This is a genomic window from Actinomycetospora termitidis (assembly GCF_030286555.1).
GTDB lineage: Bacteria > Actinomycetota > Actinomycetes > Mycobacteriales > Pseudonocardiaceae > Actinomycetospora > Actinomycetospora termitidis.
Genome location: NZ_JASVWF010000007.1, coordinates 61,827 through 85,325 on the forward strand (window position 1 = coordinate 61,827; position 23,499 = coordinate 85,325).

The 23,499-nt window shown below is 75.4% G+C and carries 19 protein-coding genes; 11 read left to right on the forward strand and 8 right to left on the reverse strand.

What is annotated here, in order from left to right; translation table 11 throughout:
- Positions 1-24 precede the first annotated feature (24 nt).
- From QRT03_RS25370 to QRT03_RS25390, 5 genes are read right to left on the reverse strand one after another with little or no spacing between them, the layout of a single operon-like run.
- The gene (locus QRT03_RS25370; RefSeq protein WP_286055905.1) at positions 25-1,434 is read right to left on the reverse strand and encodes an MmgE/PrpD family protein; all 1,410 of its coding nucleotides are present in this window, start codon (positions 1,432-1,434) and stop codon (positions 25-27) included.
- On the reverse strand, positions 1,431-2,243 hold the full coding sequence (locus QRT03_RS25375) for a cyclase family protein (RefSeq protein ID WP_286055907.1): 813 nt from the start codon (positions 2,241-2,243) through the stop codon (positions 1,431-1,433). The genes QRT03_RS25370 and QRT03_RS25375 overlap by 4 nt, the downstream gene beginning before the upstream one ends.
- Positions 2,240-3,052: an HpcH/HpaI aldolase/citrate lyase family protein gene (locus QRT03_RS25380; protein WP_286055908.1), complete on the reverse strand. Its 813-nt coding sequence runs from the start codon at positions 3,050-3,052 to the stop codon at positions 2,240-2,242. The genes QRT03_RS25375 and QRT03_RS25380 overlap by 4 nt, the downstream gene beginning before the upstream one ends.
- Complete coding sequence (locus tag QRT03_RS25385) at positions 3,049-4,230, reverse strand: CaiB/BaiF CoA transferase family protein (RefSeq protein ID WP_286055909.1); 1,182 nt, start codon at positions 4,228-4,230, stop codon at positions 3,049-3,051. Before QRT03_RS25385 ends, QRT03_RS25380 begins: the two co-directional genes overlap by 4 nt.
- Positions 4,227-5,015, reverse strand: a complete 789-nt coding sequence (locus QRT03_RS25390; protein WP_286055910.1) for an IclR family transcriptional regulator — start codon at positions 5,013-5,015, stop codon at positions 4,227-4,229. Before QRT03_RS25390 ends, QRT03_RS25385 begins: the two co-directional genes overlap by 4 nt.
- Before the next feature lie 163 nt (positions 5,016-5,178).
- Here QRT03_RS25390 and QRT03_RS25395 point away from each other — a divergent pair, with 163 nt between their 5' ends.
- From QRT03_RS25395 to QRT03_RS25405, 3 genes are all read left to right on the forward strand, one after another.
- A complete protein-coding gene (locus QRT03_RS25395) occupies positions 5,179-6,606 on the forward strand; it encodes an FAD-dependent oxidoreductase (protein WP_286055911.1) in 1,428 nt (475 codons plus the stop codon).
- On the forward strand, positions 6,603-8,066 hold the full coding sequence (locus QRT03_RS25400; protein WP_286055912.1) for a dihydroorotase: 1,464 nt from the start codon (positions 6,603-6,605) through the stop codon (positions 8,064-8,066). Before QRT03_RS25395 ends, QRT03_RS25400 begins: the two co-directional genes overlap by 4 nt.
- Before the next feature lie 73 nt (positions 8,067-8,139).
- Complete coding sequence (locus QRT03_RS25405; RefSeq protein ID WP_286055913.1) at positions 8,140-9,969, forward strand: HNH endonuclease signature motif containing protein; 1,830 nt, start codon at positions 8,140-8,142, stop codon at positions 9,967-9,969.
- Positions 9,970-9,979: 10 nt separating this feature from the next.
- Here the strand turns inward: QRT03_RS25405 and QRT03_RS25410 are convergent, their stop codons facing one another.
- On the reverse strand, positions 9,980-10,513 hold the full coding sequence (locus QRT03_RS25410) for a TetR/AcrR family transcriptional regulator (protein ID WP_286055914.1): 534 nt from the start codon (positions 10,511-10,513) through the stop codon (positions 9,980-9,982).
- A gap of 85 nt (positions 10,514-10,598) precedes the next feature.
- Between QRT03_RS25410 and QRT03_RS25415 the strand changes: the two genes are divergently transcribed.
- From QRT03_RS25415 to QRT03_RS25440, 6 genes are read left to right on the forward strand one after another with little or no spacing between them, the layout of a single operon-like run.
- The gene (locus QRT03_RS25415; protein ID WP_286055915.1) at positions 10,599-11,456 is read left to right on the forward strand and encodes an aldo/keto reductase; all 858 of its coding nucleotides are present in this window, start codon (positions 10,599-10,601) and stop codon (positions 11,454-11,456) included.
- Complete coding sequence (locus QRT03_RS25420; protein WP_286055916.1) at positions 11,453-12,175, forward strand: alpha/beta hydrolase; 723 nt, start codon at positions 11,453-11,455, stop codon at positions 12,173-12,175. Before QRT03_RS25415 ends, QRT03_RS25420 begins: the two co-directional genes overlap by 4 nt.
- A gap of 13 nt (positions 12,176-12,188) precedes the next feature.
- Positions 12,189-12,947, forward strand: a complete 759-nt coding sequence (locus tag QRT03_RS25425) for an SIR2 family NAD-dependent protein deacylase (RefSeq protein WP_286055917.1) — start codon at positions 12,189-12,191, stop codon at positions 12,945-12,947.
- A complete protein-coding gene (locus QRT03_RS25430; RefSeq protein WP_286055918.1) occupies positions 12,947-13,903 on the forward strand; it encodes a YihY/virulence factor BrkB family protein in 957 nt (318 codons plus the stop codon). Before QRT03_RS25425 ends, QRT03_RS25430 begins: the two co-directional genes overlap by 1 nt.
- Before the next feature lie 52 nt (positions 13,904-13,955).
- Positions 13,956-16,337 (forward strand): xanthine dehydrogenase family protein molybdopterin-binding subunit, encoded by a 2,382-nt coding sequence (locus QRT03_RS25435; protein WP_286055919.1) that lies wholly within the window; start codon positions 13,956-13,958, stop codon positions 16,335-16,337.
- A gap of 46 nt (positions 16,338-16,383) precedes the next feature.
- The gene (locus QRT03_RS25440; RefSeq protein WP_286055920.1) at positions 16,384-16,944 is read left to right on the forward strand and encodes a MarR family transcriptional regulator; all 561 of its coding nucleotides are present in this window, start codon (positions 16,384-16,386) and stop codon (positions 16,942-16,944) included.
- A 332-nt stretch (positions 16,945-17,276) separates the two neighbouring features.
- Here QRT03_RS25440 and QRT03_RS25445 read toward each other — a convergent pair whose 3' ends face one another.
- Positions 17,277-18,851, reverse strand: coding sequence for a helix-turn-helix domain-containing protein (locus QRT03_RS25445; RefSeq protein ID WP_286055921.1), 1,575 nt, complete (start codon positions 18,849-18,851; stop codon positions 17,277-17,279).
- A complete protein-coding gene (locus tag QRT03_RS25450) occupies positions 18,848-21,067 on the reverse strand; it encodes an Hsp70 family protein (RefSeq protein WP_286055923.1) in 2,220 nt (739 codons plus the stop codon). The genes QRT03_RS25445 and QRT03_RS25450 overlap by 4 nt, the downstream gene beginning before the upstream one ends.
- Before the next feature lie 195 nt (positions 21,068-21,262).
- Between QRT03_RS25450 and QRT03_RS25455 the strand changes: the two genes are divergently transcribed.
- Complete coding sequence (locus QRT03_RS25455; protein WP_286055924.1) at positions 21,263-22,348, forward strand: serine hydrolase; 1,086 nt, start codon at positions 21,263-21,265, stop codon at positions 22,346-22,348.
- Between the two features lie 143 nt (positions 22,349-22,491).
- Positions 22,492-23,433, forward strand: a complete 942-nt coding sequence (locus QRT03_RS25460; RefSeq protein ID WP_286055925.1) for an IniB N-terminal domain-containing protein — start codon at positions 22,492-22,494, stop codon at positions 23,431-23,433.
- Positions 23,434-23,499 lie beyond the last annotated feature (66 nt).

Here is a 23,499-nt window from a genome sequence, read left to right on the forward strand (position 1 = left end):
GCTCCGACCCGTGACCCTGAATTGTCAATCGTTCCGGTAGAAGGAACGAGCGAGGTCCGCCGGGGTGGTGGAGTCCCGCAGGTCCCAGACGCGGGCCGCCAGGTCGCCCGCCCCGGAGCCGGCGTTCATGACGAACTTCGTCTCGTGCTCGGCGGCCGAGAGCGGGCGCACCGGCCCGCCGCGGTTGTCGCGGACCCGCTCGGTGACGACCTCCCCGGAGCGCAGGTGCGCGGTGAGGACGGCGGGGAAGGCGCGCGGGAAGCCGGCCGTGGCCTCGTCGTCGGGAACGCACTCCACCAGGGCGGCCACGGCGAGCCGGGCCGGGTCGGCCGCCGCGGCGTCGGTGAAGTCGGCGTGCGAGACCCCCAGGCCACCGCGGTCACCGGTCAGGGCCGCCGCGACGGTGTAGGGCCCGGAGAACGCCGCGTGGTACCCGGAGCGCGGGTGGGCCTTCTCCGCGGCCGGCTCCGCGATCGTGCGCAGCACCGGGGCGGGCACGCCCAGGACGAGCCGCTCGACGTCGTCGGGACGGATTCCGCGGTCGCGCAGGGCGAGTGCGGCGTCGATGCCGGCGTGCGTGAAGTGGTTGCAGGGGTAGGGCTTGTAGAACACGCGCAGGGTCTCCCAGCGCTCGCCGAGCCCCTCGGTGACCTCCTCGATCCGCACCCGGTCGCCGCAGAACGCCTGCAGGAAACCGAAGCGCCCCTCGAGGACGGTCGGCGGGCCGGTGAGGCCGTGGCGGGCGAGGTCCGCGGCCGCGACCCCGGCGTGCGCCGCCCACCCGCAGTGCACCCGCTTGACGGTGCCGCCGGTGCGGTTGGCCTCGATGACGCCGGCGCCCATGGAGGCGGCGATGCCGATCGCCGAGGTGAGCTGGTCGGCGTCGAGCCCGCGCAGCATCCCGGCCGCGACGGCGGCGCCCACGGCCCCGCAGATCGCGGTCGCGTGCTGGCCGTACTCGAAGAACACGGAGTTGCCGAGCTCCTCGTCGTACCCGGCCATCCCGAGCCGGCAGGTCAGCTCCACCCCGACGGCGGCCGCGTCGAGGAAGGCGGGCCCGCTCGCGCCCGCGGCCTCGGCGGCGGCGAACGCGGCGGGCAGCACGGCGGCCGACGGGTGCAGGACCGACGGCAGGTGGGTGTCGTCGAAGTCCAGCGAGTGGGCGAGCGTGCCGTTGACCAGGGCGGCCGAGGGGGCGGGGAGCTGCTCCCCGGTGGCGAACGACGTCGCCGCGCCGCGCCCGCCCCACTCGTCGACGACGGCCGAGACGATCCGGCCGGGCTCCTCGCGCCGGGCGGCCAGGCAGTTGCCGAGCAGGTCGACGGTGCGCGCGGCGAGGTCGTCGCGCAGCTCGGCGGGCAGGCCCTCGGCCACGACCCGGACGGCGAGGTCGGCGACCTGCTGGGCGGGGGTGCGGGTCACGACGGCGGTCACGCGAGCACCGCCACCGGCCGGACCGGGGAGCCGGTGCCGCCCACGATGCGCAGCGGCGCCATGACGAACACGAACTCGGTGAGGCCCGCGTCGTGGGCGTCCTCCAGCGCCAGGTGCTCGATGATGTGGATGCCGTTCTCCACCAGCAGGATCCGGTGCACCGGCAGCACGGCGTGCCCGGCGCCCGGCGGGATGCGCTCGAAGGCGGTGGTGTCGCTGCCGGCCGCGACGACGCCGCGCTCGGCGAGCCACGCAGCGCCGCTCTCGTCGACGCCCGGGACGCCGTCGGCCTGGCCGAGGTAGGTCGCGGCGGTCCCGAAGTGCCGCGCCCAGCCGGTGCGGATCACCGCGACGTCGCCCGGGCCCGGCTCCGGGCCGGCCGCGGCCAGGTCGGCGGCCGTCACGGCCTCGCCCGGCTCCAGCACGTCCACCCCGCGGGCGGCGGCCACGTCGAGCAGCACGCCGCGGGTGATCATCGGCGGGATCGTCTCCGCGCCGTGCTCGCGGTGCACCCCGCCGACCTGCGCCTCGGCCGCGTCGACCCCGCCGTGCAGGCAGCCCTCGTGGCTGACGTGCGAGAGCGCGTCGACGTGGGTGCCGACGTGCCCGCCGGTCACGATCATCTCGTTGGAGGCGGACCCGCCGTCGGGACGGACCATGTCGCCGTGGCGACGGATCAGCGTCATCCGGAAGCCGGGGTGGTTCGGCGAGCACGGCATGCCGGTGAACAGCGGCTGGCCGAGCTCGACGGTGCGCACGCCGCCGGCGATCGCGTCGAGCAGGGCGCGGGTCGGTGTGGCGGTGGTCATCGGGTCTCCTCGTTCTGGGCGAGCAGGGCTCTGGCTCCCGCGACGACGGCGGGGTCGACGAAGCGGCCGTCCGCGTCGAGGAAGGCGGTCTCGGTCGAGTCCTCGAGCGAGGCGAGCAGCGCCCGGGCGCGGGCGAGCTCGTCGGGCGTAGCGGTGAAGGCTCGGTGGACCACCGGGACCTGCCGCGGGTGGATCACCGACCGGCCGTGGAAGCCGCGGTCGCGGGCGGCGGCGGTGTCGGCGGCCAGCCCGGTGAGGTCGGCGACGTCGGTCCACACCGGCGCGACCGGACTCGCCAACCCGGCGGCCCGGCTCGCCACGACGACCCGCTGGCGCGCCCACTCGAGCGCAGCCCGGTCGCGGACACGCAGGTCGGCGGCCAGGTCGGCCTCGCCGAGGGAGAGTCCGACGACGAGCTCGTGGACTCTGGCCAGCTCGAACGCCCGCTCCACGCCGAGGGCGGACTCGAGCAGCAGGTGCAGCGGCTTCCCGAGTGCCTGCGCCAGATCCTTCACGACGGCGGGGTCGGTCGCCTTGGGCACGCGGACCCCGTCGATCGGCAGGCCGGCGAGGACGTCGAGATCGAGCCGACCCGCCTCGTCGTCGGGAAGATTCATCCGGACCCACAGCGGCTTCGTGCTGCTCAGCCGAGCCAACGTCTCCCGGGCCAGGGCCTTGGATCCGGCGGGCACCGCATCCTCGAGGTCGACGACCACCGCCTCGGCCTCGCCGTCCAGGGCCTTCGCGACGAGGTCCGGGCGGTGGCCGGGGACGTAGAGCCAGCTGCGGGCGATGCCGTAGCCGCTCATACCGCGCCCGCCGCCCGGAGCTGCTCGAGCCGCTCGGCGTCGACGCCGTGCTCCGCGAGGACCTCCGCGGTGTGGCGGCCCAGGGCCGGACCCGCCGTCCGGACCGCGCCCGGGGTCTCCGAGAGCCGGAAGGGGACGTTCTGGAAGCGGACCGGGCCGAGCTCGTCGTCGTCGACGGTCACGATGCTCTCCAGCGCCGCGTACTGCGGGTCGGCCAGGACGTCGGCCGCGGTGTAGATCGGCGCGACGGCGGCCTCGGCCTTCTCGAACGCCTCCACGACCTCGTCGCGGTCGCGCGCCGCGATCCAGGAGCCGACCGCCTCGTCGAGCTCGTCGGCGTGCTGCGCGCGTGACCACCCGGCCGCGAACCACGGCTCGTCGATCAGCTCCGGGTGCCCGACCAGTCGCATGACGCGCTCGGCGATCGACTGCGCGCTCGTCGAGACGGCGACCCACCGGCCGTCGGCGCACTCGTAGGTGTTGCGCGGGGCGTTGTTCGACGATCGGTTGCCGTGCCGCGGCTGGAGCTCGCCGAGCTGGTCGTAGGCGATGACCTGCGGGCCGAGCACCGTGAGCAGCGGCTCGATGATCGCCATGTCGACGTCCTGGCCGCGCCCGGTCTGCTCGCGCGCCCGCAGCGCCGTCATGATCGCGAAGGCCGTGGTCAGCGCGGTGACGCCGTCGGCGAGTCCGAAGGGCGGGAGGGTGGGCGGCCCGTCGGGCTCGCCGGTGATCGCGGCGAAGCCGCTCATCGCCTCGGCGAGCGTGCCGAACCCCGGGCGCGAGGCGTACGGCCCGAACTGGCCGAAACCGGTGACGCGGGCGACGACGAGGCCGGGATTGCGCTCGCGCAGCACGTCCGGGCCGAGGCCCCAGCGCTCGAGCGTGCCGGGCCGGAAGTTCTCGATGATCACGTCGGCGTCCGCCGCGAGCTCGCGGAACACCTCCTGGCCCTCCGGGGTGGAGAGGACGAGGGTGACCGAGCGCTTGTTGCGGCCGAGCATCTTCCACCACAGCCCGACGCCGTCCTTCGCGGCGCCGTGCGTGCGGCTGGGGTCGCCGCGGGGGTGCTCGATCTTGATGACGTCGGCGCCGTGGTCGCCGAGCAGGGTGGCGGCGAGCGGACCCGCGAACAGCGTCGCGACGTCGAGCACCTTGAGTCCGGCGAGGGCGGTCATGCGGTCCTTTCCGGGCGTCGCGGAGCGGCGCCGAGACGGTGGGAGATGCGGTCGGCAACCGCGACGACGCGCGGCGCGATCGCGGTGACGAACTCGTCGGTGACGCGGTAGCGGGGGCCGCACACCGAGATGGCGCCGAGCACGTCGCCGGACACCCCGAAGACGGGGGCCGCGACCGACCCGGCGTCGGCCTGGCGCTCGCCGGCGGACGCGGCGTAGCCCAGCTCGACGATCCGGTCCAGCTCGGGGCGCAGGACGTCGGGGTCGACGACGGTGCCCGGGGTGAGGGCCTCGAGGGGCTCGGCGAGGACCTGGTCGCGTTCCTCCGGCGCGAGGAACGCGAGCATGCACTTGCCCGAGGAGCCGGCGTGCAGCGGGAACCGGCGGCCCAGCTCGACGGTCATCTTGATCTCGTGGGTGCCGACGACCTGGTCCAGGTAGACCCGGCCGTGCGGCACCGGCGTGGAGAGCGTGGCGGTCTCGCGGGTCTCGTCGCGCAGCTCGCGCATCAGCGGCAGCGCGGCCTGGCGCAGGTCGGACTCGCGCAGCGCCCGCGACCCGATCGCCGCGGCGGCCGGGCCGAGCCGGTACTCGCGGCTGACCGGGTCGAGGGCGACCATCCCGCGGCTCGCGAGCGAGGTCAGGATGCGGTGGACCACCGCCTTGGACAGCCCCAGCTCCCGCGCGATGTGCGAGACCCCCTGGGTCGACGGGCCGTCGACGAACAGCAGCAGCACGTCGGCCACCCGGGCCGTCGCCTCGGTCCCGCCGGTCTGTTCGGGCACTCTCGACCTCCTCGTACCGCTGGAAGAAACACAGGGTTCATCGTGACGGCGGGTGCCGTCAAGCCGGTCGTGTCGTCCCGTTGTGCTCGCGGCCGTGAGCTGCTCTCATGAGCAGCGACGCACGAGTCAGTGTGCGTTTCTCTGAACGGAACGGAGGTCGGGCATGGCCGACGTCGACCTGCTGGTCGCCGGGGCTGGCGGTGGCCTGGCCGGGGCGCTGCGCGCCGCCGAGCAGGGACTGTCGGTGGTGGTCGCCGAGGCGAACCCGCACTACCGGCGGGGCAACAACACCGCCATGTCGACCGCGATGATCCCCGGCCCGGGCAGCCGCTTCCAGCGCGCCGCGGGCGTCGAGGACACCCCGGAGCGCTTCCTCGCCGACGTCGCCGCCAAGACCCACGGCGAAGCCGACCCGGTCGTCGCCGCGACCCTCGCGCACCTCGGGGCGGAGCTCGTCGAGTGGCTGGCCGACCACGTCGGGCTGCCGGTCGAGCTGGCCGCCGTCGACTACCCCGGCCACTCCGTGCGGCGCTGCCACACGGTGCCCGGCCACCACGGCTCGACGCTGCTGCGTGCGCTCGCCGACGCGGCTGAGGCGTCGTCGTCGATCGACGTGATGTGCCCGGCGCGGCTCACGGGGCTGGCTCCCGTTTCGAGCGAAGGGCACCTTCCGTCGAGTAGTTCGAGCGAAGGGCCCCTTCGCTCGGAGTGGCGGGTGACTTTGACCCGTCCCGACGGCGGGTCCGAGGAGCTGACGGCGTCCGCGGTGCTGCTCGCGACGAACGGCTACGGCGCCGCCCCGGAGCTCGTCGCGCGCCACCTGCCCGAGATCGCCGACGCCGCCTACCACGGCAGCGAGTACTCCACCGGCGACGCGCTGCGCTTCGGCGCCGAGCTGGGCGCGGCATCCGGGTACCTCGACGCCTACCAGGGCCATGCCGGGCTCTCCGCCGCCGCGCGGACGCTCGTCACGTGGACCACCGTCATGAACGGCGCGATCGTCGTCGACGCCGACGGGCGCCGCTTCGGCGACGAGACCGTCGGCTACTCCGAGTACGCCGCGATGCTCGCCGCCCGCCCCGGCGCCCGCGGCTGGGTGGTCCTCGACGAGCGGATCGACGCGCTGACCCGCGGGTTCACCGACTACGTCGACGTCCTCGAGGCGGGGGCGGTGCGGCGCGGGGACTCGGTCGAGGAGCTCGCGGAGCGGATCGGCGTCGACGCGGCCGTGCTCGAGGCCGAGATCGCGGACGCCGCGGCCGTCGCGCGCGGGGAGGCCGCCCTCGACCGGGTTGGACGCCGATCAGTGGCCGCTCCGCTCGAGGCGCCCTACGCCGCCGTCGAGATCGTCCCGGCCCTGTTCCACACCCAGGGCGGGCTGCACGTCGACGCCGACGCCCGGGTGCTCGACGCGGGCGGCGTCCCGCTGGGCTCGCTCTACGCCTCCGGGGGCGCGGCGGTCGGCATGTCCGGCCACGGCGCCGCCGGCTACCTCGCGGGCAACGGCCTGCTCCCCGCCCTCGGCCTGGCCTATCGCGCCGCCGACCACTGCGCCTCGCAGGCATCCACCGTCAGGAAGGTTCACGCATGACGCACGACCTGATCCTCCGCAACGTCCGCGTCGTCCGGCCGGGCGTCGGTGACGCGGCTCTCGGCGACATCGCCGTCGACGACGGCCGTGTCGCCGCGGTCGGTCCGGACCTCGGCGACGACGCCCGTGAGGTCGTTGACGGGCGCGGCCAGCTCGCGTTCCCTGGCGTCGTGGACGCCCACCAGCACTGGGGGATCTACAACCCGCTGGAGGAGGACACCGCCACCGAGAGCCGCGCGTGCGCCCAGGGCGGCGTCACGACCTCGCTGACCTACATGCGGACCGGCCAGTATTACCTGAACACCGGCGGGCCGTACTCGGAGTTCTTCCCGCGGGTGCTGGCGGCGTCCGACGGCCGCTCGTACGTCGACTACGCCTTCCACCTCGCGCCGATGTCGGCTGGCCACATCGACGAGATCCCGACGCTGGTCGACGAGCACGGCGTCACGTCGTTCAAGATCTTCATGTTCTACGGCAGCCACGGGCTGCACGGTCGCTCGAACGCCCAGAACGACTTCCTCATGATCCCCGAGGGCGAGCGCTACGACATCGCCCACTTCGAGTTCGTCATGCGCGGCATCCAGCGCGCCCGCGAGGCCCGCCCGGACATCGCCGACGCCATCTCGCTGTCGCTGCACTGCGAGACCGCGGAGATCATGACGGCGTACACGAAGATCGTCGAGCAGGAGGGGACGCTCTCCGGGCTGGAGGCCTACAGCGCCTCGCGGCCGCCGCACTCCGAGGGACTCGCCGTCACGATCGCCTCGTACCTCGCGCACGAGACCGGGCTCCCGACGATCAACCTGCTGCACCTGTCGTCGGCCAAGGCGCTCGAGGCCGCGATGCTGATGGCGCAGACGTTCCCGCACGTGGACTTCCGCCGGGAGGTCACCGTCGGGCACCTGCTCGCCGACATCCACACCGCGGACGGCGTGGGCGGCAAGGTCAACCCGCCGCTGCGCCCGCGCGAGGACGTCGAGGCGCTGTGGCGGCACGTGCTGGCGGGCGACGTGTCGTGGGTCGTGTCCGACCACGCGTGCTGCAAGGAAGCGACGAAGTTCGGGGACGACCACGAGGACGTGTTCGCCGCCAAGTCCGGGTTCGGCGGCACGGAGTACCTGCTGCCCGGGCTCGTGGGGGAGGGCCTGAAGCGGGGCCTGCCGCTGTCACGGATCGCCGAGCTGACCTCGACGGCGCCGGCGCAGCGCTTCGGGCTCGGCGCGACCAAGGGCGACCTCGCGCCCGGCTTCGACGCCGACATCGCGCTGGTCGACCCGGACCGTTCGTGGACCGTGGACCCGGCGGACTCGGAGTCCACCCAGGAGTACACTCCGTTCCGCGGCCTGGAGATCGGCTCGACCGTCACGCGCACGTTCCTGCGGGGCCGCACGGTGTTCGCCGACGGCAAGGTCGTCGGCGAGCCGGCGGGGCGGTTCCTGAGGAGGCCTTCGGCCCGGTGAGGCCGATCGGCGGTGATCGAGTTCGTACGATCGGCGGCTGGATCTTCTCGAACAGGTGTTCGACACTTGAGCCATGACCGCGCTGCCGCTCGAACCGACCGTTGCCTCTGCGGCACCGGTCGAGCTCGAGCCGTCCGCGGTGCCCGGTGAGCTCGCGGAGGACGAGCTGCGGGCGGCGTTCGCCGCCGAGAACCGCGCCGCGTGGACGAAGCTGCGGTGGCTGCGGGAGGCGTGTCGCTCGCGGGCGGGGACGACGGTCCGTGAGACCGGTCGGGACGACGGGGCGGTGGCCGCGGCCGCGCTGGGGTGGTCGGCGTCCATGGCCGGAGCGCGGCTGGAACTTGCCGACGGCGTTCTCGAGCGGCTGCCCGCTCTCGGTGAGGCGATGGCCTCCGGCGCCCTGGAGCCGACGAAGGCGTGGTTGTTCGTCTCGACCCTGCGCGAGCTCGACCGAGACCGGGCGGTCGCGGTGGTCGATCGGCTGCTCGCCCGAGCACCGCGCACCCCGCACCAGAAGCTGCGCGAGATGATCGAGGTCGCCGCCGCGGAGATCGATCCCGACTGGGACGAGGCGCGCCGAGCTGCGGCGATCGCCCGCGCACGCGTGCTGGCGCGGATCGGGCCCTCGGGGGCGGCCGAGCTGTCCGGTCTCGACCTGCCCTGGGAGGCTGCGAAGGACGCCTACGACCACCTCGTCGCGGTCGCCGACGCGGTCCTGGTCGGGCTCCGCGCCGCGAACGTCGACATGAGCGAGGGCGTGGTGCAGGCGCACGTGTTCGTCCGGCTGCTCGGCCGCGATCATCTCGGCCACGGCGATCCCGACCTGGTCGCCCGCCTGGCCGCGGAACTCCTCGCCGGAGAACCTGCCGCTGGCGGCCCGGACGACGGTGGCCCGGACGACGGTGGCCCGGATGACGGTGGCCCGGAGGACGGTGGCCCGGACGATGACGGCGCGGACGATGACGGCCCGGGCGATCCGGGTCGGTCCCACGCTCTCGGGTCGAGGCTGCCGTTCCGTCGACGGGTTGCCGTCCGGTTGGGCCTCCCGACCCTGCTCAGGCTCGACCGTCGCCCCGCCGAGGTGCCGGGCTGGGGTGTCGTCGCCGCTCCGACCGGTCGCGCGCTCGCCCTGCGGCGGCGGGCGGCCCGATGGCGCCTGCACCTCTACGACCGCACCACCGGGTTCCTCGAACACTCCCTGCTCGTCGGGCCACCCGGCGACGGGCTCAGCGCGCCCGACGACCCGCACCGCGCCCAGATCGTCGAACTCGTGGCCTTCACCGACGAACTCGACGCCCTCGTTCCCGCGGAGGCGCTGCACGGCGACCTCGTCGCGTCCGCCCAGGCTGCGCTGGCGCACGCCCGCGCCCATCCCGAGCGGCACCCGGCCCGCAGTGACCGCGACGCCGACCGCCGGTTCCCCGGCGCCGACCTCGACGACTGGGTCCGAGCCCGGGACCGGACGTGTCGATTCCCCGGCTGCTCACGGCCGGCCTACGGCGCCGACCTCGACCACACCGTCGCGGTGACGGACGACGGTCTCACGCTCCCGGACAACCTCGGGCCGCTGTGCCGACGGCACCACCGGCTCAAGCACACACCGGCCGCCGGGTGGGTCCTCGAGCAACCCGACGCCGGGCACTTCGTCTGGACCAGCCCCAACGGCACCCGCCACGAGGTGCGGCCCGAACCCTTCGAGCCCGTCATCGAGATCCCTGCGGCGACCGGACCCGCCCTGCCCCTCTCGGCGTTCGGCCCGCCCCGTGACACCACGCCCTGGAAGCCCCGTCGCAACCGCTACGGCCACGTCACGAGTGCGGCGCGCGCGACGGTCGTGGCCATCCGGGCCATCGACCGGAACCGCCGGCCACCTCCACCCGCGGACGACGACCCGCCCTTCTGACGCCCCGGCCTCACGGGCGCGCAGCGCACACCACGAGGTCCAGCAGCCGGGCCGTGCGGGCGCGGTCGTCGACGTCCTGCATCGTCACGAACGTCCCCACCAGCAGGGTCACCAGGTCGTCCGGCTCGATGCCGGGGCGCAGGGAACCGTCGGCCGCGCCCGCCGTCAGGAAGGTCCCGACGGCGGCGTCGACCGACTCGCGCGTGCGCAGCGACGCGAGCGACCCGTCCGCGACCATCGCGCGGAACGTGTCGGCCATGCCGCGCTTGGTGAGGACGAACTCGGCGTAGCGGTCCAGCCAGGCGCGGAAGCCGGTCGCTGCGTCGGGCCGGATGTCCAGGTCGCGGCACAGGGCCTCGAGCTCGTTGCGGTACACCGCCTCGACGAGCGTCTCGCGGGTCGGGAAGTGCCGGTAGAGCGTGCCGATCCCGACGCCGGCGTCGCGCGCGACCTTCTCCAGCGTCACCTCGCCGCCCGCGGCGAAGGCGTCCGCGGCGGCGTCGAGCAGGCGGGCGCGGTTACGGGCGGCATCGGCGCGCGGCATAAGTGGAGGTGCCTCCGTTTCGGGTGTAGCGTCGTCGGCAGAACCGGAGGCTACTCCGGATCACCGACGAACGAGGGGTGGAGCCATGCGTCCCGGAGGCACCGCGAAGCTGGGGGAGCACGAGGTCGCGCGCGTCGGGTACGGCGCGATGCAACTGCGCGAGGAGGGACCGGACGACGAGCCCGTCGCCGTCCTGCGCCGCGCCCGCGAGCTGGGCGTGGACCACGTCGACACCGCCGAGTTCTACGGCGACGGCGTGGTCAACCGCCGGATCCGGGCCGCGCTCGCGCCGTACGAGGACGTCGTGATCGCCACCAAGGTCGGTGCCGAACCCGCCGACGGGGAGATCCCGCTGCGCTTGGCCCAACAGCCCGAGCAGCTGCGCGCGCAGGTCGAGGCGAACCTGCGCTCGCTGGGCGCGGAGCGGCTCGACGTCGTCAACCTCCGCCGCGCCGACGCCCCGCCCGGGCTCGTGGCCGAGGGCGACCAGGTCGTCGACCTGGACGACCAGCTCGCCGTCATGACCGCCCTGCGCGACGAGGGCAAGATCGGTGCGATCGGTCTCTCGCACGTGTCCGCGGAGCAGCTGCGGCACGCGCTGCCGGTCGGTGTCGTCTGCGTGCAGAACGCGTACTCCCTGGTGGACCGGTCGTCCGAGCCGGTGCTCGACCTCTGCCGTGAGCACGGCATCGCCTGGGTGCCCTACTTCCCGCTCGGGAGCGCCTTTCCGGGGCAGACCCATGTCGCGACGCTTCCCGCCGTCCGGACGGTCGCCGAACGCACCGGCGCCACGGCGTCCCAGGTCGGGCTCGCGTGGGTGCTGTCGCGCTCGCCGGAGTCGATGGTCATCCCGGGGACGCGCTCGGTCGCCCACCTCGAGGAGAACGTCGGCGCGGGGTCGGTCTCGCTCTCCGCGGCGGACCTCGCTTCACTGGAGGCATGACGACGTTCGTCCTGGTCCCCGGCGCCGGGGGCGACCACCGGTACTGGATGCGCCTCGCGCCGCTGCTGGTCGAGGCCGGCCACGAGGCGGTCGCGGTCGACCTCCCCGCACAGGACGAGGACGCCGACCTCGGCACCTACGTCGACACGGTCGCGGCGGCCGTGGGGGAGCGCGACGAGCCCGTCGTGCTCGTCGCGCAGTCGCTGGGGGCGTTCACGGCGCCGTTGGCCGCCTCCCGGTTCCCGACGGCAGGTGTGGTGCTGCTGGCACCGATGATCCCGGCGCCCGGGGAGACCGCGGGAGCGTGGTGGGACGCGACCGGGCACGTCGGCGCGGTCCGCGAGTTCGCCGCGGCCGAGGGGCTGGACCCGGACGTCCTGCTCCCCGGCCCGTCGTTCGACCCGCACGTGACCTTCTTCCACGACCTCCCGCCGGACGTCCTCGCCGACCTGCTCTCCGGCGAGGAGCGGGACCAGGCGGGCGGGGTGTTCGGCGCGCCGAACCCGCTCGAGCGCTGGCCCGACGTCCCGACCCGCGTGCTCGCCGCCCGCCACGACCGCCTCTTCCCGCTCCCGTTCGTGACGCGGCTGGCCCACGAGCGGCTCGGGATCGAGGCCGAGGTGGTCGAGGGCGGGCACCTCGTGGCGCTGGCGAACCCGGCCGGCGTGCGTGATGCGCTCGTGAGTAGCCGTACTCACGAGGGCGGTCGACGCCTGTGACACGGTGGCCCCCGTGTCTTCCTCCGACGACATCGAGCGGGCCCGGGACCTGATCGCCGGCGCGCACCGCATCACCGTGCTGACCGGCGCCGGCGTCTCCACCGACTCGGGCATCCCCGACTTCCGCGGGCCGCAGGGGGTGTGGACGAAGAACCCGGCGGCCGAGCTGATCTGGAACTTCGACAACTACCGCGCCGACCCCGAGGTCCGGCGGGCCGCGTGGCAGGACCGGGTCGAGCACCCGATGTTCACCGCCCGCCCGGGTCGGGCGCACGAGGCGCTGGCTGCTCTCGAGCGCTCCGGCAAGCTCGTCGCCCTGCTCACGCAGAACATCGACGAGCTGCACCAGGCGGCCGGCTCGTCGGCGGACTCGGTCGTCGAGCTGCACGGCACGAACCACCACACGGTGTGCCTGACCTGCGGTGCCGTCGCGCCGATGGCCGACGCGCTGGAGCGGGTGCGCGCGGGCGACGACGACCCGGAGTGCGAGCGCTGCGGTGGCGTCCTCAAGGCGACGACGATCATGTTCGGCGAGATGCTCGACATGGACGTGCTCTCCCGGGCCCGGGACGCGGCGCTCGGCTGCGACCTCTTCCTCGCCGTCGGGACCTCGCTCGGCGTGCACCCGGCCGCCGGCCTGGTCGACCTCGCGTCGGCCGCCGGCGCGGACGTCGTCATCGTGAACGCGGAGCCGACCCCGTACGACCGCCTCGCCGCCGTCGTCCTGCGCGACGGCATCTCCGAGGTCCTGCCCGCGATCGTGCCGGGCTGATGGGCCGGTTCGGGCGGTGGCGACGGCGGGTCGCGGAGTCCGCCGAGGTCCGTCGGCTCGTGCGGACGCTGGCGCACTACCGCGACCGCGACGGCAACCACCACGCGGCCGCGCTCACCTTCTTCACCCTGCTCGCGCTGGTCCCGCTGCTGATGCTGGCGGTGTCCGTGGCCGGGTTCGTGCTCGCGGCCGACGCCGAGGTCCTTGCCCAGCTCGACGCGGCCCTCGCGCTCGCCCTGCCCGTCGGCGCGTCGGGCGCGGTCGGCAGGGTGGTGCACATCGTGGTCGCGGAGCGCGGGAGTCTCGGCGTCGTCGCGCTCGCGGTCGCCCTGTTCTCCGGCTGGAGCTGGATCTCGCACGTCCGCGACTCGGTGACCGCGGTGCTCGGCCAGCCCCGACCGCGGGGCCGGCTGCTGCGCACCGTCGCGTCCGACGTGCTGACCCTGCTGGGGATCGGCCTCGCGCTGGTCCTGTCGTTCACGTCCGCGGCGCTCACCGGGCGGATCGGCACCCGGGTGCTGGACCTCGTCGGGCTCTCCGGCACCGTCGGTTCCCGCGTGTTCCTGACGGCGGGTTCGCTGGTGCTGGGGCTGCTGGCGAACTGGGTCGTGGTCGGGTGGTGCCTCGCGAAGCTGCCGCGGGCCCGGCGCCCGATCGGCGAGGTGCTCGTGCCGGCGGCGGTCGGCGCCCTCGGGCTGGCCCTGCTCCAGCAGCTCGGCGGGCTGTACCTGGCGCTGATCGTGCACTCGCCCGCCGTCGCGACCCTGGGCGCGCTGGTCGGCCTGCTGCTGTTCGTCTACACGCTCATGCGGTGGCTGCTGCTCGTGACGGTGTGGAGCGCGACCTCGGCGGGGGAGACGGAGCCGCTCGCGGTCGGTGGCGTGCGGACGGCGAGCGGGACGCTGGCGGTCGGCGCGTCCGCGGGCAGCGTCGTCCGGGTGTTCACGGGCCGGTAGATCGCGGCCACACCTTGCGTTCGAGCGCGCTCGAAGGCATAGCGTCACGGGCGTGCCAGGATCGATCCTCGGAACGTCCGTCCGCCGCGTCGAGGACCCGGAGCTGATCCGGGGCCACGCCACCTACGTCGACAACATCGTCCCGCCCGGAGCGCTGCACGTGGTGTTCGTGCGCTCCCCGCTCGCCCACGCCCGGCTGGAGTCGGTCGACGCCACGAAGGCCCGCGAGGCGCCCGGCGTCGTCGCGGTCCTCACCGGCGACGACCTGGCGGACGTGCCCGACCACCGCCCGTTCATGGTCCTCAACGACGCCTGCGCGCGGCCGCTGCTCGCCCGCGGCAAGGTGCGGTTCGTCGGCGACATGGTCGCCGCGGTCGTCGCCACCACCACCGCGGAGGCGGTCGACGCCGCCGAGCTCGTCGAGGTCGACTACGACCCGCTCGAGCCCGTCGTCGACCCCGAGGCCGCCCTCGCCGACGGCGCCCCGCTGCAGTTCGAGGACCTCGGCTCCAACCTCGCGGCCGGCTTCCGCGACCCCGACGACGTCCGTCCGCTCGACGGCGCCGATGTCGTCGTCCGCGCCCGCCTCGTCAACCAGCGCCTCGCCGTCGCGCCGATGGAGGGCAACTCCGTCACCGCGGCGCCCGGCGGTCCGGACGAGCCCCACGACATCACCGTCCACGTCTCGACGCAGATGCCGCACGGCCTGCGCGGGCAGGTCGCGGAGCAGTGGGGCTGGGACCTCGAGCGGGTGCGGGTCGTCGCGCCGCACGTCGGCGGCGGGTTCGGCGGCAAGGCCGGGATGGCGCCGGAGCACGCCGTCGTCATCGAGACCGCGCGGCGCCTCGGCCGGGTCGTGACCTGGACCGAGACCCGCAGCGAGAACCTCACCGCGATGCCGCACGGCCGCGGGCAGGTGCAGTACGCCGAGCTGGGACTGCGCCGCGACGGGACGATCGTCGGTCTGCACGCCCGGGTCGTCGGGGACGCCGGGGCGTACGCCGGGTTCGGCGGCGCGCTCGCCCTCGGACCCACCCGCAACATGGCCCAGGGCGTCTACCGCATCCCGTCGATCGCCTACGACGCGGCCGCGGTCCTCACGACGACGACGCCGATGGGCGCCTTCCGCGGGGCCGGTCGCCCGGAGGCGGCGGCGATGCTCGAGCGGATGATGGACCTGGCCGCGGCCGAGCTGGACCTCGACCCGGCCGAGATCCGGCGGCGCAACTTCCTCGCGCCGGAGGACTTCCCGCTGACCACGGTCACCGGCTCGCTGTACGACTCCGGCGAGTACGCCAAGGCGCTCGACAAGGCCCTCGAGCTCGCCGGGTACGACGAGCTGCGGGCCGAGCAGGCCCGCCGCCGGGACCGGGGGGACCGCGTCGTGCTCGGCGTCGGCCTCGCGGTCTACGTCGAGGTCACCGCGGGTGGCGGCGGCGCGGAGTACGGGAAGGTCTCGGTCGACGACGACGGCGGCGCGACGGTCTCCGTCGGCACCTCCGCCCACGGCCAGGGCCACGCGACGTCGTTCGCGATGATCGTCACCGACCGGCTCGGCATCCCGATGGACCAGGTCCGGTTCGTGCAGTCGGACACCGCGGTCGTGCCACGCGGCGGCGGCACGGGCGGGTCCCGCTCGCTGCAGCTGGCCGGGTCGAGCGTGCTGGTCGCCGCGGACACCGTGCTGGAGCGGGCCCGCGAGGTGGTGGCGAGCGCGCTGGAGGCCTCGCCCGACGACGTCGTGGTCGACGACGACGGCCGGCTCGGCGTCGCCGGGGTCCCCGACCGCTCGATGTCCTGGCGCGAGGTCGCGGTCGCCGCCCACGAGCAGGGTGTCGAGCTCGCGGAGGTCCGCGACGAGTCGCAGCAGGGCGCGACCTACCCCTTCGGCGCGCACGTCAGCGTCGTCGAGGTCGACCTGGACACCGGCCGGGTCACGCCGGTCCGCCACGTCGCGGTCGACGACTGCGGGCGGGTGCTGAACCCGACCCTGGTCGCGGGCCAGCAGCACGGCGGGCTCGCCCAGGGGATCTCGCAGGCGCTGTGGGAGGGCTTCTCCTACGACGAGGACGGCAACCCGACGACCGGCTCCTTCGCGGCCTACCTGCTGCCGACCGCCGCCGAGGTCCCGCCGTTCGAGGCCGCGACCACCGAGACCCCGACGCCCTACAACCCGCTGGGCGCCAAGGGCATCGGCGAGGCGGCGACGGTCGGATCGACGCCGGCGGTGCAGAACGCCGTCGTGGACGCCCTGGCCCACCTCGGCGTGCGACACGTCGACATGCCGCTGACCCCGGACCGGGTGTGGCGGACCGTGCGGGACGCCGAGGCGGGGACGGTCACGGACCCCTGGTCCGAGCCTCCGGCCTTCTTTGCGACGCTGCCGGTGCGCGGCTCGGCGGGCGACCCGGAGGCGGCGTCGGTGGACGTGTAGTCCCGATCGGCCCCGGAGCACGGGGCCGATCGGTCACGCTGTCGTCGTGGACGGACGGGAGCGCGGCGAGCTGGAGCGGGTGCGGCGTGCCGCGGGCGACGAGCTCGCCGCGCTGGTCCTCGACGACGTCGTGCCGCTGGTGAACCGCCTCCGGTTGCTCGCCGCGGGGCGCCTGGGGTTGACGGTGCACGAACTGGCCTGCCTCGAGTACCTGCGCGTGGCCGGACCGCTGACGACGGACCTGCTCGCCGACCGCACCGGTCTGACGCGCGGCGCGCTGTCCAAGCTGTTGCGTCGCCTGGAGCGTGAGGGTCACCTCGAACGCGCGCCCGACCCGCACCACCTGCAGCGGTTCGTCGTGACCCTCGTGCCGCACCAGCAGCGTGACGACGAGGACGACCGGCTCCGGTTCCTCGTCCGCCGGGCGATGAAGAGCGCCGCGGGCCACGCCCGGCTGGAGCGGCGGTCGGCCCTGGCCGACACGGTCGGTCTCGTGCGGATCCTCGTCGACGCCCTGCACGAGGCGACCCTGGGCGCCCGGATGTCGTTACGGGCTCGGCGCCTGCACGCCCAGCGGCTCCGGCAGCCACCGCCCGTACTCGACTGACGCACGATCGTCGCGCGGCGTGACCCCGAGCCTCGGACCATGCCGGACATCCGAGTCCGGCGGAAGCGGTTCTCGGGGGCGACCCGGGCGGGAGGCGGCGCCGGGAGATCGCACCGGGAAAGCGATTCCGACGGAAGCGGTCTTGCACGGCGTCGTGTGGTCAGGCCGTCATGGCCGATGGCGTGCCGGAGATCCGCGTCCAGCGGAAGCGGTTCCTCGGTGTGTGCGACGGCAGGCGCGAGCGTCGCCGGGTGTGCCCGAGAACCGCTTCCGGTGGAATCGCTTCTCGGGCACGGTCGCAGGCCCGAGGTCGCGCTCCGTGGCCGCGATCGTCACGGAGCGGCGCCGACCAGCACGCGGAGTTCGCTGAAGAGCTCCGCGCGGCTCTCGGAGCCCAGACGGCGGCGGATGCGGGCCACGTGGTGCTCCACCGTCTTCGTCGAGAGGAAGAGGCGGCCGGCGATCTCGCGGTAGGTCATGCCCTCGAGGACGAGTTCGGCGATGTCGCGTTCGCGGTCGGTGAGCTGTCCGGACGCGGCCTCGCGGCGGGCCCGCGTGACGACGGTGGCCCGGGAGGCCCCGTCGTCGGGAAGGGCGGGAACGGGGCCGGGAGCGGTGGGGGTCCGCGCGGCCGTCACGGTGCGGGCGCAGGCGAGCAGCGTGGCGGAGTCGGTGCGGTCGGTGGTGCGGATGGCGGCCTCGCCGGCGAGGCGGGCGCCGTCGCGGGCGAGGCCGACGGCGCGGAGCGCGGTCGCGGCGGCGGTCACGGCCTCGGCGTCGATCTGTCCGGCCAGCACCTCGAGCCACACGTGGGCGGCGCGGGCCGGGGCGGCGGCGCGGTCGTTCACGGTGGCCGCGGTGTCGAGGGCGGCGGCGTGGGTGCCGGCGGTGGTGCGGTCGTCCGCGGTGATCGCGGCCTGGAGGCGGGCCCAGTGCCAGGCGGTCGACCACGACGGCGGGTCACCGAGGGCGGCGAGCAGTGTCCCGGCCGCAGCGAGGTGGGGTTCGACCCACGGGTCCTCGCCGAGGCGCGCGGCGGCGATCGCGAGCTCGCCGACCGGCAGCAGGCAGTACAGGTCGACCGGGTGGCGCAGCAGGGCCTGCCGGGCGCGTGACCAGAGCTCGAGGAGACGCCGGGTGTCGCCGTCGCGGCGGGCCAGGGCGACCTCGCACGCCACGGCCAGCAGCTCGTCGCGGGGCTCCGTCGTGCCGGGCTGGTCGTGGGCGGCGGCGAGGGCGGAGCGGGCCGCGGGCTCGTCGTCGCGGAGCATGGCCGACCACGCGCGCAGGAGGAGGTGCCGTCGGCGCAGGGCGGGGCCACCGAGGTCGGCGTCGACCGCGAGGTCGAGCAGGGGTTCGGCCAGCTCCGGCTCGCCGCGGTGCAGGGCGAGCAGGGCGCCGAGGGCCGCGGGGGAGTCGGCCAGCGGGGTGCGTTCCGCGGTGGCGGCCAGGGAGGTCGTCGCCCGGACCAGCAGGGAGAGCGACGTGCCCGCCGAGCCGTCGCGGCCGTCGACCGAGGCGAGCAGACCCTCGGCGACCAGCGCGTCCGCCCCACCGCGCAGGCCGGGCAGCGCATCCGCGGGCGCGGCGACGGCGTCCCGGGCCTCGTCGAGCGCGCCCGTGCCGAGCAGGCTGAGCACCGCGTCCGGCGAGCTGCCGGGGGCCTGGCGGGCGAGCCAGCGGTGGACCTCCGCGGCACGGGCCAGGAGACCTCGCTGGGGCAGGACCGCGGCGAGCACCCGGGCGCCCAGCAGCCGACCGTCGTGGTCGCCGGTGCGCAGGGCGGAGTCGGCGAGCCGCAGCGCGGTGCCGAGGTCGCCGGCGAGGGCCGCTCGGGCGGCGGCACCCGCGTCGTCGTCCGGGGTCGGGTCGTCGAGGCCGGGGCAGGGGTCGTCGGCGGGGGTCACGAGGCCGTCCCGGAGGTCGGGGTCGCCGCGCCGCTGGAGGACGGGGCCTCGGTGCCGGCGGCGACGGGGGTCTCGGCGGCGGTCGGGAAGACGGTCGGCGCCTGGGCGGCGGGCTCGGCCGGGACTGACGTCGCGGGCGGGAGCTCGGCGGGCTGCGTCTGGGCGGGAACCTGCGCGGGGACCTGGGCCGGGACCTGCGCGACGGGGGCTGCGGGGGCGGGACGCACGTTCTGCTGGGCGGCCGGGGTCCGGGAGGCCCGGGTCGACGAGGGGGCGGTCCGGCGGGTGGTCCCGGAGGACTCGTCGGACCCGGTGTCGCTGGCCGACCCGCTGTCGGTCGTGGGGTCGGCGGCCGCCGGCGCCGAGGTGGGTGCCGGCGCGGCCGGTGCCGGGGGCGGAGCGGCGGCGGGAGGCGCGGGGGCCGGGGGAGTCGTCGTGGCCGGTGCGGGGGTGCTGGTGCGGGCCGAGGTCAGACCGGGGATGGGAACGGTCGTGGCCACGGCGGCCAGCGCGATGACGAGCAGGGCGACGAGGATCCACCCGCGGTAGCGGTAGATCGGCCCGCGGGGGGCGAGCTCGCCGACGGGGGCGGCTGCGGTGGTGACCGGTGGGCGCGGCACGTCGTCCCCGATGCGCGGGCGCTCCATGAGGGCCGTCGAGCCGCGGCGCGCTTCCGGGGCCTCGGCCGACTCGCCGGTGGCGACCGTGGACGCGGGGCCCCAGTCGGGGTCCGCCGCGGGCTGCGGGGCGGGTCCGGTGGCCGACGACCGCGCGCGACTCCGGGCGGCGGATGCGCCGACGGCGACCGCCGCGGTCATGGCGGCTCCGGACGCGGCCCGCCGTCCGGTACCCGCTCCCGCGACCTCCTCGGCGCGCTGCCGGCGGTCGGAGTCCGCGCGTCGACGCTCGTGCACGTCCGCCGCCGTGGAGGCGAACGACCCGGAGGCCGGGCCGGTCGTCGGCGTCCCGGACGCGGCGGGGAACGCCCCGGAGGAGGGCCCGCCCGACGCCGCACCCGCCGTCGGGAAGGAGCCGGAGGGACGACCCGCCGTCGGGAAGGAGCCCGACGGCGGGCCGCTCTCGTGACGTCGGGCCGCGGCGTGCTCGGCGGCGGCGAGGGCGGCACCCTGGGCGACGATCGTGACCGGGTCCAGCTCGGGGCGCACCGGGCGGCCGAGTTCCTCGGCGAGCAGGCGCGCGACCAGCGGGATGCGGGCGGAACCGCCGACGAGGACGACCTGGTCCGGCGTGATCCCCGCGGCCTCGATCGTGGTGACGAAGCTGTCGACGGTGGCGGCGACGAGCGGGGTGATCCGGGTCTCGAGGTCGGCGCGGGTGATGCGCACGGTCGTGGACAGCGCGCCGACCGCGACCGGGACCTCGGCCTCGGTGTCGGCGGAGAGGCGCTCCTTGGCCGCGCGGGCGGCGTCGCGGAGGTCGGCGAGGGCGAGGCGGGCGGCGGCGTCGTCGAGCGCGCCGAGGGCGGCGTCGAGGTCCGGGGCGAGTTCCTCGCGGACGTGGGCGAGGACGGCGGCGTCCACGTCCGTGCCGCCCGCCCGGACGGGGGCGCCGGAGTCGGCGAGGACCTCGGTGGTCGTGGTGCCCGGGGCGGCCGCCGAACCCTCGGCCCCCGAGGTGACGATGCCCCGCTGCCCGCGACGCAGGACGGCGGCGCGGAAGCGGCGGCCGCCGAGGTCGTAGACGGCGGCGACCCGGCCGGCACGGAGCCCGCCGAACGTCGCGGCGGCGAGGACCGCGGCCCGCGTCTCCGGGACCAGCGTCGCGTGCCCGAGCCCCACCCGCACGAGCGCCCGCCGCAGCGTGCGTTCCCGGTGAGCGCCCCAGCCCGAGGGCCGGGACACGGCGAGCGAGCGCGCCGCGCCACCCTCGCTCGCCGCGACCCGGCGGACGGCCGCGAGCACGATCTCGGCCGCCACGTCGTCCGCGCGCCACGGCTCGTCGCCGACGACCAGGGGGACGTCGTCGCCGAGGCGGGCCGTGACGTCGCGGACGACGCGGTCGGGTTCGACGGCCGCGCGCTGCTCTGCGTCGGTCCCGGTGCGCACCACGCCGTCGGAACCGCGATGGGCCGTGGCGGGCAGGACGAGCGCGCCGTCGGGCCCGAGCGGGACGACCTCCGCCTGCGCCCGGCCGTCCCGCAGGACCGCCGCGACGACCGTCGTGCCTCCCAGGTCGACCCCGAGGTCGTAACCCACCGTGCTTCCCCCATCGCTCGGTTGACCGCACATCAGCGCTCGCCCGTCAAGCGCAACATACTGCGCCAAACGGAGGAAGGAGAGTCACAGTTGAGGCATCGCCACCCGAGTGGGCGTCGAGAGTCGGGTGAACGGTGGGGCTGGTGGGACGAGTGGGACTTGCGGCGTCCCGACGCCGGATGGTGACCATGGGTCATGACGACGGCGCTCGGGCTCCGCCTGGCCGTCGTCGTGCTGCTGTTCCTGACGGCGGCAGGGTGTGCCGGCCGGGCTCCGGACCCGTGCCCGCCGCCCGACGTCGGGACCGTCCCGGGCTGGGCCGGCCATCTGCGCGCCCATCCCGACGACGTCGCGTACCTGTTCGACGACGGGCGCGGGCGGCGGGTGGAGCACCGGGCGGACGCGGTGCAGGCGATGGCCTCCGCCGGGAAGGTGCTCCTGATCGTCGCGTACGCGCGCGAGGTCGCCCTCGGACACGTGCGCGCGGACGAGCCGGTGGCCGTGGGGGCGTGGGAGCGCTGGCTGGTCGCCGGGAACGAGGAGGCCCACGCCCGCGCCCTGGACGGTCTCGGCATCACCCGCACGGGGACCCGGGCCGCCGACCCCGGGCGCACCGTCACGCTGGACCAGATCGCGAACCAGGTCAGCATCTGGAGCGACGACGCGGGCCCCGACCTGCTGCGGGCCCGGCTCGGGGATGCCGCGGTGCGCGACGCCGGGCGCGCCGTGGGCTGGACGGACCCGGAGCTCCCCAGCACGACCGGCTTCCTCGTCTCGCTCTACACGCCCGAACTCGTGCCGCCCGCCACCGACCGTCCGGCCCGGCGGACCGCGGAGTGGGAGCTCGCCCGCCGCTACGCCACCGACCCGGCCTTCCGGGCCGACGTCGACACGCGACCCGCGCCCGGCGTCCCGGAATCCGTGTGGGCGGACGGCGGACCCGGCGGCACGGCCCGGCAGCTCGCGGCCCTGTGGACGGCGATCGGGCACGCCACGTTCCCCGGCGCCGACCGCGCCCGCGCGATCACCGAGCAGGGGCCGAGCACGGTGCCGGGCCTGATCGCCCGCGGGGTGAAGGGCGGCCTGCTCAGCGGCATCGTCACGCGGGGGACGGAGATCCGGCGCGACGACGGCACCGTCGCCGTCGGCGTGCTGCTCGTCCGCGGGCTCGACGCGGCCGACACCCAGCGCCTGGTCGCCGACTCCCGCGCGTTCGACGACGCCGTTGCCGGGCTGGCCGACGATCCCGCGGTCCTGACGGCAGGTCCGTGTCCCCCGTGAGGCCCGGGTGGGGGGTGGTCGGATGCCCCTCCTCCCCGGATCGGGTTCGCGGGGGGAACACCGATGGCACGGCCCCTCGGGGTTCCTAACGTTGCTCCCAACGCCGGATCACCGAGGTCCGGAAGGAGCACACGGAGAACGAGATGCCGGCTACCGAGGCCAAGACCCTGCTGCAGTTCCTGCTCGACCTGCTGCGCGACCCGCAGACCCAGGCGGAGTTCGACGCGAACCCCCAGGCGACCCTCGCCGCGGCCGGCCTCGACGGCATGTGCTTCGCCGACGTGCGGGACGCCCTCCCGCTCGTGATGGACCACGCGCCGGCCTCGGTCGCCGCCAAGTACGACGACGACGTGCGCGCCGCGTCCGCCTCGGCCGTCGCGGTCGTCGGCGACCAGCACCACCACCACGGTGGCGGCGACGACCACCACTGGATCCCGGGCCCGGTCCTCCCGCACCACGCGCCGGAGGTCGAGAAGGTCATCCAGCAGCTGCAGTACGTCTCGAACCACTACGCGTACGACTCGCACGACACGAACTTCGAGACCAACCTCGAGCAGAACATCCGGGCCAACGGCGACGTCACCACCACGCTGGACATCGACCCGACCGTCGCCTCCGGGGACGGCGCCGTCGCGGCGGGCGGGGACATCACGGCCCCGGTCGCGACCGGCGCGGGCGCCCAGGCCGGCGAGGGCAACATGAGCAACGGTGACGGCACCGCCGCCTTCGGGGACGGCGACGCCACCTCGGTCGGCGGCTCGATCGGCGCCGACAACGGCGGGGCGGTCTCGCTGACCGACGCGGCCACCGGCGAGAACACCGACGAGTCGGCCACCAACTTCGGCTCGGGCGCCGCGTCCTCGCAGGGCGACGCCACCCCGGACAACTCCGACACCGCCACGGTCACCACGACCGACGACCACACCGACAACTCGGACAACAGCGTCACCGACTCGGGCAACGAGACCAGCACCGAGACCTCCAGCGAGACCGACAACTCGATCTCGGACTCGGTCTTCTCCGACGGTGGCCCGATCACCGCGGAGGACGCCGTCGAGGACGCCCTGGACGACATCGACGACTGACGCACCTCGACGTGGTCGCCCCCCGTGACCACGAAGGGGGCGGACCCCCGCTCCGCCCCCTGACCC

What these genes read in the sequence shown, in the direction of transcription:
- QRT03_RS25375 (WP_286055907.1), bottom strand. Translation starts at nt 2,243, where the DNA reads ATGACCACCGCCACACCGACCCGCGCCCTGCTCGACGCGATCGCCGGC.
- QRT03_RS25380 (WP_286055908.1), bottom strand. Translation starts at nt 3,052, where the DNA reads ATGAGCGGCTACGGCATCGCCCGCAGCTGGCTCTACGTCCCCGGCCAC.
- QRT03_RS25385 (WP_286055909.1), bottom strand. Translation starts at nt 4,230, where the DNA reads ATGACCGCCCTCGCCGGACTCAAGGTGCTCGACGTCGCGACGCTGTTC.
- QRT03_RS25395 (WP_286055911.1), top strand. Translation starts at nt 5,179, where the DNA reads ATGGCCGACGTCGACCTGCTGGTCGCCGGGGCTGGCGGTGGCCTGGCC.
- QRT03_RS25400 (WP_286055912.1), top strand. Translation starts at nt 6,603, where the DNA reads ATGACGCACGACCTGATCCTCCGCAACGTCCGCGTCGTCCGGCCGGGC.
- QRT03_RS25405 (WP_286055913.1), top strand. Translation starts at nt 8,140, where the DNA reads ATGACCGCGCTGCCGCTCGAACCGACCGTTGCCTCTGCGGCACCGGTC.
- QRT03_RS25410 (WP_286055914.1), bottom strand. Translation starts at nt 10,513, where the DNA reads ATGCCGCGCGCCGATGCCGCCCGTAACCGCGCCCGCCTGCTCGACGCC.
- QRT03_RS25415 (WP_286055915.1), top strand. Translation starts at nt 10,599, where the DNA reads ATGCGTCCCGGAGGCACCGCGAAGCTGGGGGAGCACGAGGTCGCGCGC.
- QRT03_RS25420 (WP_286055916.1), top strand. Translation starts at nt 11,453, where the DNA reads ATGACGACGTTCGTCCTGGTCCCCGGCGCCGGGGGCGACCACCGGTAC.
- QRT03_RS25430 (WP_286055918.1), top strand. Translation starts at nt 12,947, where the DNA reads ATGGGCCGGTTCGGGCGGTGGCGACGGCGGGTCGCGGAGTCCGCCGAG.
- QRT03_RS25455 (WP_286055924.1), top strand. Translation starts at nt 21,263, where the DNA reads ATGACGACGGCGCTCGGGCTCCGCCTGGCCGTCGTCGTGCTGCTGTTC.
- QRT03_RS25460 (WP_286055925.1), top strand. Translation starts at nt 22,492, where the DNA reads ATGCCGGCTACCGAGGCCAAGACCCTGCTGCAGTTCCTGCTCGACCTG.